Consider the following 11,423-nt stretch of genomic DNA (forward strand, 5'->3'; position numbering starts at 1 on the left):
GGGAGCAGCGGCAGCAGCGGCAGCAGGGGCAGCAGCGGTGAAGCGGCCGATCCGGGTGCTGCTGGTGGACGACCACCAGGTGGTCCGCCGCGGCCTGCGCACCTTCCTGGAGGTGCAGGACGACATCGAGGTGGTCGGCGAGGCCGCCGACGGCGCCGAGGGCGTCGCCGAGACCCAGCGCCTGGCGCCCGATGTGGTCCTGATGGACCTGAAGATGCCGGGGGTCGACGGCATCGAGGCGCTGCGCCTGCTGAAGGAGGAGGGCAACCCGGCCCGGGTGCTGATCGTCACCAGCTTCACCGAGCACCGCACCGTGGTCCCGGCGCTGCGCGCGGGCGCGGCGGGGTACGTGTACAAGGACGTCGACCCCGAGGCGCTGGCCGGGGCGATCCGCTCGGTGCACGCCGGTCACGTGCTGCTCCAGCCCGAGCTGGCCGGCGCGCTGCTCGCCGACGACTCGCCGCGCGCCTCCCACGGCCGCGGCGGGACGCTGACGGAGCGTGAGCGCGAGGTGCTCGGCCACCTCGCCGACGGCCGCTCGAACCGGGAGATCGCCCGCAGCCTCAACCTCTCCGAGAAGACGGTGAAGACGCACGTCTCCAACATCCTGATGAAGCTGGACCTCGCCGACCGCACCCAGGCCGCGCTCTGGGCCGTCCGCAACGGCGCGGTGGACGGCTGAGCCCCCCAGGTGTCCTGCCACGGGGCTCAGGACGCGGGCTCGTCCACCAGCGCGTTGTACGCCGCCACCTGCGCCCGGCGCGCCGTGCGCCGCAGCGGGGCGAGCGCCGCCGTCCGGGCGGCCATCTCACCGGCGCTCACCGCCGCGCCGTGCCCGCCGGCCGCGATCGCGAGCAGCGCCGAGACCTGGCGCGCCGACTCCAGCACCCGCACCGCGCGCGGCGGGTAGCCGGGAGCCAGCAGCTGGCTGTGCCCGCGACGCCGGTACTGCTCCAGCGCCCGCAGCGCCTCCGGGCCGGCGCCGGCCACGTCGAGCCGGGCGAGCAGCACGGTCGTCTCGCGCAGCCCGGCGGTCAGCTCGTACTCCGCCTCGTGCAGCGAGGGGACGTCGGCCGGGGGCGCGTCGCGCACCTCCAGGCAGCGCCAGAGCACGGTGGCCGACTGGTCGCCGGGCGGCCCGAACACCTCGACCTCGGGGACCAGGCCGACCGGCAGGCCGACCGCCAGCACCGCCTCGCCGGCCGCCAGCGCGGCGCCGTTGAACGCGGCGGGCCCGGTCAGGCCGAGCGGATGGCCCTCGGCCGGCAGCGCCAGCCGCAGGCCCTTGGCACCGAGCACCCGCAGCCGCCCGAGCGCCCAGCTGAGACCGTGCTGCTCGCCCTCGGCGTCGCCGGGCAGGCCGGTCACCCGGTGTCTCTCGTCACTGCGCACCACCTCCTCGACCACCTGGTCCGGCGGCGCGTAACCGGCGAGGAAGGAGTTCCCCCAGGCGGTCAGTCGGGCGGAGCGGGGCTCGGCGAACAGACCGGCGGAGGGATCGACGGACGGATTCTCGGCAGGAGTGAGCGGCATCCCGCCAGCCTACGGACAAGGCGGCCACCCGCGTGGCGTAGGTTTGGCCCGGTGCTGTTTCGTGCAGACGTACTCCCTCCCTGCCCACCCGGCCGGCGGAGTAGGCTGCCCGCCCGCACCGACTTGTCGACACGAGTGGCCCGCACCCCGCGGACCTTCGCGCAGGACCCCGCTGCGCAGGGCCCCGGACGGCCGAGAATCTGCATTGGGGAAGGCTAGGCATGAGCGACGTGCTGGAGCTGGTGGACGTTTCCGTGGTCCGGGAAGGCCGCGCGCTGATCAGCCAGGTCTCCTGGTCGGTTGCGGAGGGTGAGCGCTGGGTGATCCTCGGCCCCAACGGCGCGGGCAAGACCACCCTGCTCCAGGTCGCGGCGAGCTACCTGCACCCCACCAGCGGCACGGTCGCGGTGCTCGGTGAGAAGCTCGGCGCGGTCGACGTCTTCGAGCTGCGCCAGCGGATCGGCCTGGCCGGCGCCTCGCTGCTGGACCGGATCCCGCGCGAGCAGACGGTCCTGCAGACCGTGCTCACCGCCGCGTACGGGATGACCGCCACCTGGCAGGAGAGCTACGAGACCACCGACGAGTCGCGCGCCCTGCTGCTGCTCGACCGGCTCGGCATGGGCGGCTACGAGCAGCGGGTGTTCGGCACCCTCTCCGAGGGCGAGCGCAAGCGCACCCTGATCGCCCGCGCGCTGATGACCGACCCCGAGCTGCTGCTGCTGGACGAGCCGGCCGCCGGCCTGGACCTCGGCGGCCGCGAGGACCTGGTCCGCCGCCTCGGCGCGCTGGCCCAGGACGAGTACGCGCCGGCCATGGCCGTGGTCACCCACCACGTCGAGGAGATCGCGCCCGGCTTCACGCACGTGCTGATGATCCGTCAGGGCAAGGTGCTCACCGCCGGTCCGATCGACACCGAGCTGACGGCCCGCAACCTCTCGCTCTGCTTCGGCCTGCCGCTGACCCTGGAGCGGCACGGCGACCGCTGGTCGGCGCAGGGCCTGCCGCTCGGCTGAGGCAACTCGGCACGGGGACGGCCACCGCTTCGGTACTCCTGCGGTACTCCTGCGGCGCTGCTTCGGCGCCGCTTGGGCACCGCCGCCGGATGGCCGGTCGGGACCGGTCGTACACGCGGCCGGTTTCCGCTGCTCGACCTGCGGGAACCCACCACACCACACCCTGTTTCCTCCCTAGGATGGCTCTGTGGACAGCTGGGTCTGGTGGCTCCTGGTCGCCGTCGCTCTGGGAGTGCCGCTGGTTATCACGGCGCTGCCGGAGTTCGGGCTGTTCGCACTCGGCGCCGGCTCGGCCGCGATAGCCGCCGGCCTCGGTCTCGACGTGGTCTGGCAGTTCGTCACGTTCCTGGTGGTCTCGGTCGCCATGCTCGCGGTGGTCCGGCCGATCGCCTACCGGCGCCTGGACCGTGGCCCGCAGGTCCGGATGGGCATCGACGCACTCCAGGGGGCGACCGCCGTCGTGCAGGAGCGGGTGGATCAGCACGGCGGTCGGATCAAGCTCAACGGCGAGGTCTGGTCGGCCCGCGCCCTGCACCCGGAGCAGAGCTACGAGCCCGGTGAGCAGGTGGACGTGGTCGAGATCAAGGGCGCGACGGCGCTCGTGATGTAGCCGGGGCAGGGAGTCAGAGGTCCAGGACCCGGAGGTCGTGATCCGGGGTCGTGATCCGGCGCCCGCCGGATCCGTCGTGAAGTCAGCTTTCGGCCAATTCTCAATACCGTCCAGTTGTCCAGGGGAGACACCGTGGAACCCGTCCTCATCGTGCTGATCGTTCTGGTAGTGGTGGCGTTCATCGCACTGATCCGGACGATCCAGGTGATCCCGCAGGCGAGCGCTGCGATCGTGGAGCGGTTCGGCCGCTACACCCGCACCCTGAACGCCGGCCTCAACATCGTGGTCCCGTTCATCGACACCATCCGCAACCGGATCGACCTGCGCGAGCAGGTGGTCCCGTTCCCGCCGCAGCCGGTGATCACCCAGGACAACCTGGTGGTCAACATCGACACCGTCATCTACTACCAGGTGACCGACGCCCGGGCCGCGACGTACGAGGTCGCCAGCTTCATCCAGGCGATCGAGCAGCTCACCGTCACCACGCTGCGCAACATCATCGGCTCGATGGACCTGGAGTCCACGCTCACCTCGCGCGAGGTGATCAACGCCGGTCTGCGTGGCGTGCTGGACGAGGCGACCGGCAAGTGGGGCATCCGGGTCAACCGGGTCGAGCTCAAGGCGATCGAGCCGCCGACCTCCATCCAGGACTCGATGGAGAAGCAGATGCGCGCCGAGCGTGACAAGCGCGCCGCCGTCCTCACCGCCGAGGGCCAGCGGCAGGCGGCGATCCTGCGGGCCGAGGGTGAGAAGCAGGCGGCCGTGCTCAGCGCCGAGGGTGAGGCGCAGGCCGCAGTGCTCAAGGCCGACGGTGAGGCGGCCGCGATCCGCACCGTCTTCGAGGCGATCCACGACGGCGACGCCGACCAGAAGCTGCTCGCCTACCAGTACCTGCAGACGCTGCCGCAGCTGGCACAGGGCGACTCCAACAAGCTGTGGATCATCCCGAGCGAGGTCGGCGACGCGCTCAAGGGCCTCGGCGGCGCGTTCGGCGGCATGAACGGCGGCGGGGGCGCGGGATCGGGCGCCGGCCCGTCGGTCGGCAGCGCCGGCCCGGACCTGACCAAGCAGGTGCCGCCGCCCGCCGACGGCACCGCCCGCCCGCGGGTGAACCCGGCCCGCGAGTACCCCAAGATCGACCCGGAGTGATCGAGCTGGAGTGATCCAGCTGCAGGAAAAGGTGCCGGTCTCTACTCATGAGACCGGCATCTCTCATAGCAAAACACCATAGGCGTCCTCCCGGATCTCGGGCATGATCGCGAGCGCCGCCACCCTTCTGGGGGCGGACACGCGAACAGTAGGGACGAGTCCATGACTCCTTGGGAAGGGCTGGCGGTCTTCGCCGCCGGAGCAGGCGCGGGCACCATCAATGTGATCGTCGGATCGGGGACGCTGATCACGTTCCCGGTCCTGCTCGCACTGGGCCTGCCGCCGGTCACCGCCAACGTCTCCAACACGCTGGGCCTGGTGCCCGGCTCGATCAGCGGCGCCTACGGATACCGGCGCGAGCTGGCCGACCAGCGCGGCCGGCTGCTGCGCCTGGGCAGTGCCTCGCTGCTCGGCGGACTGCTCGGCGCGGTACTGCTCACCCGGCTGCCGAGCAGCGCGTTCGACGCGATCGTCCCGGTGCTGATCCTGCTCGCCCTGGTCCTGGTGGTGATCCAGCCCCGGGTGGCCCGCGCGGTCGCCGCCCGCGGCGGCCGGCCCAGCAACCCGGACGGCAGCTGGCCGCTGATCTGCGGCGTCTTCCTGACCGGCGTCTACGGCGGCTACTTCGGTGCCGCCCAGGGCGTGCTGCTGCTGGCGCTGATGGGCATGCTGCTGCGCGACGAGCTACAGCGGATGAACGCGGTCAAGAACGTGCTGGCGCTGATCGTGAACGGCGTCGCCGCGGTCTTCTTCTGCTTCACCACCACGATCGACTGGACGGCCGCGCTGCTGATCGCGGTCGGCTCGGCGCTCGGCGGGCTGCTCGGCGCCAAGGTCGGGCGGCGGCTGCCGCCGATAGCGCTGCGCGCGCTGATCGTGGTGGTCGGCCTGATCGCGGTGGCGAAGCTGCTCCTCGCCTGACGGCCTGTCAGCGGCGGTGTGGGGGAGCGGGCCCGGTAGGCTCCCCGGCGCGGACCACCGCGTACCGCGCAGACCACCTCGTAGCACCCTGAAGCCACCACGGGAGCCAGCCGATGACCGACAGGACCCTCCTCACCGAGGCCGAGATCAGCACCGGACTGGCCGCGCTGCCGCAGTGGCGGCGACAGGGCGCCACGATCACCCGCACCGCCGACGCCGCCGACTTCCCGGCCGCGATCCGGGTCGTGGTGGCGGTCGCCGAGGCGGCCGAGCAACTGGACCACCACCCCGACATCGACATCCGCTGGCGCACGCTCACGTTCGCGCTGTCCACCCACAGCGCGGGCGGGCTGACCGGCCTGGACCTGCGACTGGCAGCCGTGATCGACGAGGCGCTGGCCCGCGAGTCCTGACCGTCCGGCAGCCGGTTCCGGACCCTGGAACGGCCTTGGGCCCGCAGGGGCGTGCGTTCGTCGTGAGATGCTGGCGTTCGTTTGCACGCAGTCGGGACGGACGGATCGCATGGCACAGGACAACCCCCCAGCCTTTGGCCAGGGGTACCCCCAGGACCACAGCGGGCAGGAGTCCGCCGGGTACGACTACCAGCAGCAGTGGTACGGGACCGAGCAGCAGCACCCGCAGCAGCACGAGCAGCAGCAGCTGCACGAGCAGCCGCAGTACGAGCAGCAGCAACCGCATGAGCAGCAGCCGTGGCAGTGGCAGGAGAACGGCCAGGTCCCGCTGCACGACGCGCAGACCGCCGGCTACCCGGTCTACCAGGACTACGGCCAGCAGGAGCACGGCGGCTACCAGGGCGCCGAGTACCAGGGCACCGAGTACCAGCAGGCTCCGGACGGCACCGTGACGTACCCGGACCCGTACGCGCAGCCGCCGGCCGAGCCGGGCCACGTTCCTGACGGCTCGACGCCCGAGCCCGGTCACGAGTTCGCTCACGAGCCCGGCACGGCCGGCGAGCCCGACGGGTCCGCGGAGTCCGCCGAGTCCATGGAGCCGGCCGAGGACGACGGGACGGCCGAGTCCGCCGCGCCGACCGGCCGCCGGGCGGGTGGCAAAGCCAAGGGCGGCAAGGACGGCAAGGACGGTGGCAGCGCCTCGCTCGCCGACCGCGCCAAGGCCGCCGTCACCGGTGTCACCTCCTCGGTGCTGGCCGGCGGCCACACGCCGGACCGCCGGGCACTGCTGGTCCGCGGCGGCGCCGGTGTCGCCGCGCTGGCCGTCCTGGTCACCGCCGGCATAGTCGCGACCAGCGGTGGCGGTGGCGGCAGCACGCACCACGACAGCGCGCCCGCGCCCTCCTCGGACGCCGGTTTCGCCGTCGCGCACAACAAGATCTGGGCCGACCAGGCCGCCGCCACGGCGCAGGGCGCCGGCGACACGCTGGTCGGCAGCTGGCTGACCGCCAGCGCGCTGGTCCGGGTGGACAGCAACGGCGTGCACGCCTACGACCTGGCGACGGGCAAGCCGACCTGGAGCGTCGACGCGCCCGCGCAGGGGGCCGTCCCGTGCGGCGCGTCCCCGACGGTCAACGCCGCGGGGATCGGCGGGGTGCTGTTCCGGACCCAGGCCGACCCGAAGAGCCCGTGCAACACGCTCGTCGTGGTGGACACCAAGGCCGGCAAGGGGATCTGGAACAAGAGCCTCTCCGACGGGAGCAAGCCGTTCGCCGCGCACGTCGCGGTCGGCAACGACAAGGTGGTGGCGGTCGCCGACGACAAGGTGAGCGCCTGGTCCGCCGCGGACGGCACGGACGCCTGGCAGTACGGCGGGCAGGGCAAGTTCTGCACGCTCTCCGGCAGCGCCACCGGCAACACCGTGCTGGTGCACAGCAGTTGTGCCGACAGCACGCCGGGCGAGCAGGCCGTGGCGCTCGGCATCGCGGACGGCAAGGTGCTCTGGAACCGCGAGGTGAAGAACAGCCCGACGACCGTCAGCGTGCTCTCCGCCGAACCGGCCGTGATGCTGGTGACCGGCCAGCAGCCGGCCGACGAGAAGCTGCTCGCCTGGGGCCCGAGCGGTGACCCGGGCGTGGAGATCCCGGTGGTGACGCCCGACGGCACGCTGGACACCACGTACGGCAGCTTCGACCCGGTGCCCGACGTGTTCGTCCAGGACCACACGCTGGTCACCATGCTGAAGCCGAGCGCGGCCGGCGCCGCACCGGCCGTGGTCGGCTACGACCTGACCACCGGCAAGCAGCTCTGGCACACCGTCGTCGCCGAGAAGGGCACGGTGACCGCGGTCGGCCTGGACAACGGCTCGCTGGTGCTGGCCGCCGACGAGCGGCTCGGCCAGCCCGCGCACCTCAGCCGGTTCGCGCTGGCGAACGGTCAGGAGGCGGTCGGCGGCGGCTTCCCGCCGAACACCGGCTCGCTGCTCGGCTCCGGCCGGGTGCTGATCGGCAGTGACAAGGTGGTCGTCGTCCCGCAGCACTCGACGGTCTTCGGCACCGCCGCCGCCTACCAGGCGGCCAAGGGCTGACCCCCCTCCGCCCACCAGCCGTCGCCGGGACGGCCTGCCCCCGCGGGCGGGCCGTCCCGGCGCATGTGGCCGAGCGGACGGGCCGGGCCGGGCTCGCCTACGCCTACGCCACCGCCACCGCCGCGCCGGTCGGGGCGGCCGGTTGCGGCAGCCAGTCCGCCAGCTCGCCGACCTCGCCGGCGCGCAGCCCGAGGGCCAGCATCAGCGAGGCCTCCGGCGTCGGCTCGAACGGCCGGCGCAGCAGCGCCATGCCGGCCTGCTCCGGCGTGCGGTCGGCCTTGCGCTGGTTGTCCTCGGCGCACGCGGCCACGGTGTTCAGCCAACTGTCGGCGCCGCCGCGCGACTTCGGCTGCAGGTGGTCCACCGTGGTGGCCCGCCGCCCGCAGTACGCACACAGGTGCTGGTCACGGACCAGCACGCCCCGCCGCGACCACGGCGCCCGTTGTCGGAACGGCACCCGGACGTACCGCTGGAGTCTGATCACCCGGGGCACCGGCAGCGACAGGCCGCTCGCCCGGACCACCCGCAGCGGATGCGCCTGTTCCACGACGGCCTTGTCCTGGAGTACCAGGACCACGGCTCGCTGCAGCGAAACGGTCGAGAGCGGTTCGTAGCTCGCGTTCAGGACCAGCGTGTTGCGCATTTCTCCGGACACCTTCCAGGCCACCGCCGCCGCCATGGCGGACCCGTCCACTGTCGCTGCCAAAGTCCGGCCGGACAACGGAATTTCGCCGGACCCGCCGCTGTCCGACCAGGCGGCTACGCTCGGTCCCGTGCCGAACGACGCCACTGAGAAGACTCCGGCCACCGACCGTTCGACTGCTGCCGCTGCCGCTGCCGCTGCCGCTGCCGCCGACCGGCCGACCGCTGCTGCCGACCGTCCGACCGCCGCCGACCGTCCGGCCTCGGTCGCCGCAGGCCGTCCGCTGCCGCGCTCGTTCTTCGACCGCCCGGCCGACGAGGTCGCGCCCGCCCTGCTCGGCCGGGTGCTGCGCTGCACGCTGCCCGCCGGGACGGTCGAGATCCGGCTCACCGAGGTCGAGGCGTACCTGGGCCCGGACGACCCCGCCTCGCACGCCTACCGTGGCCGCACCACGCGCAACGCCGCGATGTTCGGCCCGCCGGGCCACGCGTACGTCTACTTCACCTACGGCATGCACTGGTGCCTGAACCTGGTCTGCGGCCCGGGGGAGCACCCGAGCGGGGTGCTGCTGCGAGCGGGTGAGGTGGTCCGGGGGACGCCGCAGGCCCGGCTGCGCCGGCCGACCAGCCGCCGCGACAGCGATCTGGCGCAGGGACCGGCCCGGCTCGCCCAGGCGCTCGGCGTGGACCGGAGCCAGGACGGCACGGACCTGGTGGCCGGCCCGGTCCTGCGACTGCTGCCCGGCACCCCGCCACCGGCCGGGCTGATCCGCAGCGGCCCGCGCACCGGCGTGTCCACCGGCGCCGACACGCCGTGGCGGTTCTGGACCGAGGGCGAGCCCAGCGTCAGCCCGTACCGTGCCCACACCCCGCGCCGCCGGTGAGCAGTCGTGGAGCCGTCGTATCGCCGGTGGTGCGCCGTGGGCAGGCCGCAGGTAAAACCCCGTGGCGCGAAACGCGTACCCTCAGACACGCTGGATCTCGACAGGAGCCATTTCGGGCCGGCGGCCCGACCGACCAAGGAGAAGCGTGACCGTGACGGACATCGTCGACGAGCTGCGGTGGCGTGGGCTGATCGCCCTTTCCACCGACGAGGACGCATTGCGCAAGGCGTTCGCGGACGGTCCGGTCACCTTCTATTGCGGCTTCGACCCGACCGCGCCGAGCCTGCACCTCGGCAACCTGGTGCAGCTGCTCACGATGCGCCGGATCCAGGACGCCGGCCACCTGCCGCTGGGCCTGGTCGGCGGCGCGACGGGTCTGATCGGCGACCCCAAGCCGACCGCCGAGCGGGTGCTCAACGACCCCGAGACGGTCTCCGGCTGGGTGAACCGGGTGCGCGGCCAGGTCGAGCGGTTCCTCGACTTCGAGGGTGAGTTCGCGGCGCGGATCGTGAACAACCTCGACTGGACCGCCGAGATGTCCGCGATCAGCCTGCTGCGCGACATCGGCAAGTACTTCCGGGTCAACAACATGATCGCCAAGGAGGCCGTCGCCCGACGGCTCAACTCCGACGCGGGCATCAGCTACACCGAGTTCAGCTACCAGATCCTCCAGGGCAACGACTTCCTGGAGCTGAACCGGCGCTACGGCTGCACGCTGCAGACCGGCGGCAGCGACCAGTGGGGCAACCTGACGGCCGGCACCGACCTGGTCCGCAAGGCCGAGGGCAAGTCGGTGCACGCGCTCGCCACCCCGCTGATCGTCAAGGCGGACGGCACCAAGTTCGGCAAGACGGAGACCGGCACGATCTGGCTCGACCCCGAGCTGACCACGCCGTACGCCTTCTACCAGTTCTGGCTGAACGCGGACGACCGGGACGTCTCCAACTTCCTGCGGATCTTCAGCTTCCGCTCGAAGGCGGAGATCGAGGAGCTGGAGCGGGAGACCGCCGAGCGCCCGCAGGCCCGGCTCGCCCAGCGTGCGCTCGCCGAGGAGCTCACCACGCTGGTGCACGGCGCGGAGCAGTTCGAGCGCGCCGTCGCCGCGTCCAAGGCGCTGTTCGGCCAGGGCGACCTGGCCGAGCTGGACTCCGTCACGCTGGCCTCGGCTCTCGCCGAGCTCCCGCGCGCCGAGGTCACCGAGCTCGCTCCGATGGCCGACCTGCTGGTCGCCGTCGGCCTCGCCCCCAGCCGTTCGGCTGCCCGCCGGACCCTCAAGGAGGGCGGCGCGTACCTGAACAACGCGAAGGTCGCCGACGAGGACGCGGTGCCGGTCGCCGAGGACCTGCTGCACGGTCGCTGGCTGGTGCTGCGCCGTGGAAAGCGCAACCTCGCGGCCGTGGAGCTGGCCTCGAACTGAGGCCGCCTCACGCCGGCCGACGTTGAACAGACGTCAGTTGGCTTGATCGCAATAGCCCTTGAGCTGGGCAGACACCACCGAGGGGCCAGATCTGGTCAGATCTGGCCCCTCGGCGTTTGACGCCCTCGCCCGACTGGCCTAGTGTTGACCGAGTCGCCTGAACCGGACGGACACCAGGGAAGCCGCAAGGCAAGCCCGATTCCGACCGGAGCGACCATCACATTTACCGATTTACCACCTCGCTTAATCCTGATGGATTCGGCATGGTCCGGACCTGGTCCGGAAATGCGGTAGAGTGGCGGTCGCCGCGAAAGGCGGAAAAGCAAGTCGGAATGAATTCCGGAGCCGGAAACGGAACGGAAAACGTCTGATAAGCTTTACGAAGTAAGAACGAAGCGCCCGGAGAGACTGTGAGAGCAGCTCAAAGGTAGCGTCCGTTCCTTGAGAACTCAACAGCGTGCCAAAAGTCAACGCCAGATATGTTGACATCCCCGGCCTCGGTCTTATGACTGGGGTTGGAGATTCCTTTTAGTAGTAAAAACACTAGCGAGGACGCAGTGCACGGGGTCGGCCTATTCCGCTGATCGTCGTGCCGCTCAACGCGGGTGTTCGCTCGATTACGAGCAGACATTCACGGAGAGTTTGATCCTGGCTCAGGACGAACGCTGGCGGCGTGCTTAACACATGCAAGTCGAACGGTGAAGCCCTTCGGGGTGGATCAGTGGCGAACGGGTGAGTAACACGTGGGCAATCTG

The 11,423-nt window shown here is 71.7% G+C and carries 11 protein-coding genes and 1 rRNA gene; 10 read left to right on the forward strand and 2 right to left on the reverse strand.

Translation table 11 applies throughout. The features are described 5' to 3' along the window. The first annotated feature begins 37 nt into the window (after positions 1-37). Entirely contained in the window at positions 38-682 is a 645-nt protein-coding gene (locus AC060L_RS27805; RefSeq protein ID WP_483801698.1) for a response regulator, read from the forward strand. Positions 683-708: 26 nt separating this feature from the next. Here the strand turns inward: AC060L_RS27805 and AC060L_RS27810 are convergent, their stop codons facing one another. Then, a complete protein-coding gene (locus AC060L_RS27810) occupies positions 709-1,485 on the reverse strand; it encodes a hypothetical protein (protein ID WP_483801699.1) in 777 nt (258 codons plus the stop codon). 269 nt (positions 1,486-1,754) lie between these two features. Here AC060L_RS27810 and AC060L_RS27815 point away from each other — a divergent pair, with 269 nt between their 5' ends. From AC060L_RS27815 to AC060L_RS27840, 6 genes are all read left to right on the forward strand, one after another. Next, positions 1,755-2,546, forward strand: a complete 792-nt coding sequence (locus AC060L_RS27815) for an ABC transporter ATP-binding protein (RefSeq protein WP_483801685.1) — start codon at positions 1,755-1,757, stop codon at positions 2,544-2,546. A gap of 187 nt (positions 2,547-2,733) precedes the next feature. Continuing rightward, positions 2,734-3,156: an NfeD family protein gene (locus AC060L_RS27820; RefSeq protein ID WP_483801686.1), complete on the forward strand. Its 423-nt coding sequence runs from the start codon at positions 2,734-2,736 to the stop codon at positions 3,154-3,156. 132 nt (positions 3,157-3,288) lie between these two features. Beyond that, positions 3,289-4,305: an SPFH domain-containing protein gene (locus tag AC060L_RS27825; protein ID WP_483801687.1), complete on the forward strand. Its 1,017-nt coding sequence runs from the start codon at positions 3,289-3,291 to the stop codon at positions 4,303-4,305. A 162-nt stretch (positions 4,306-4,467) separates the two neighbouring features. Beyond that, a complete protein-coding gene (locus AC060L_RS27830) occupies positions 4,468-5,226 on the forward strand; it encodes a sulfite exporter TauE/SafE family protein (RefSeq protein ID WP_483801688.1) in 759 nt (252 codons plus the stop codon). 113 nt (positions 5,227-5,339) lie between these two features. Next, complete coding sequence (locus tag AC060L_RS27835; RefSeq protein ID WP_483801689.1) at positions 5,340-5,639, forward strand: 4a-hydroxytetrahydrobiopterin dehydratase; 300 nt, start codon at positions 5,340-5,342, stop codon at positions 5,637-5,639. A 109-nt stretch (positions 5,640-5,748) separates the two neighbouring features. Further along, positions 5,749-7,725, forward strand: coding sequence for an outer membrane protein assembly factor BamB family protein (locus AC060L_RS27840; protein ID WP_483801690.1), 1,977 nt, complete (start codon positions 5,749-5,751; stop codon positions 7,723-7,725). Between the two features lie 103 nt (positions 7,726-7,828). Here AC060L_RS27840 and AC060L_RS27845 read toward each other — a convergent pair whose 3' ends face one another. Beyond that, positions 7,829-8,368: an HNH endonuclease gene (locus AC060L_RS27845; protein WP_483801691.1), complete on the reverse strand. Its 540-nt coding sequence runs from the start codon at positions 8,366-8,368 to the stop codon at positions 7,829-7,831. A 283-nt stretch (positions 8,369-8,651) separates the two neighbouring features. Between AC060L_RS27845 and AC060L_RS27850 the strand changes: the two genes are divergently transcribed. The 3 genes from AC060L_RS27850 to AC060L_RS27860 form a co-directional block, all read left to right on the forward strand. Beyond that, positions 8,652-9,251, forward strand: a complete 600-nt coding sequence (locus tag AC060L_RS27850; protein ID WP_483801700.1) for a DNA-3-methyladenine glycosylase — start codon at positions 8,652-8,654, stop codon at positions 9,249-9,251. 151 nt (positions 9,252-9,402) lie between these two features. Beyond that, positions 9,403-10,668 (forward strand): tyrosine--tRNA ligase, encoded by a 1,266-nt coding sequence (gene tyrS, locus AC060L_RS27855; RefSeq protein WP_483801692.1) that lies wholly within the window; start codon positions 9,403-9,405, stop codon positions 10,666-10,668. 630 nt (positions 10,669-11,298) lie between these two features. Further along, positions 11,299-11,423 (forward strand): 16S ribosomal RNA (locus AC060L_RS27860); the annotation flags it as partial.

This window comes from Kitasatospora sp. NEAU-69 (assembly GCF_057158765.1).

Coding starts and splice junctions, on each gene's coding strand:
- AC060L_RS27845 (WP_483801691.1), bottom strand. CDS start 8,368: ATGCGCAACACGCTGGTCCTGAACGCGAGCTACGAACCGCTCTCGACC.
- AC060L_RS27815 (WP_483801685.1), top strand. CDS start 1,755: ATGAGCGACGTGCTGGAGCTGGTGGACGTTTCCGTGGTCCGGGAAGGC.
- AC060L_RS27830 (WP_483801688.1), top strand. CDS start 4,468: ATGACTCCTTGGGAAGGGCTGGCGGTCTTCGCCGCCGGAGCAGGCGCG.
- AC060L_RS27835 (WP_483801689.1), top strand. CDS start 5,340: ATGACCGACAGGACCCTCCTCACCGAGGCCGAGATCAGCACCGGACTG.
- AC060L_RS27840 (WP_483801690.1), top strand. CDS start 5,749: ATGGCACAGGACAACCCCCCAGCCTTTGGCCAGGGGTACCCCCAGGAC.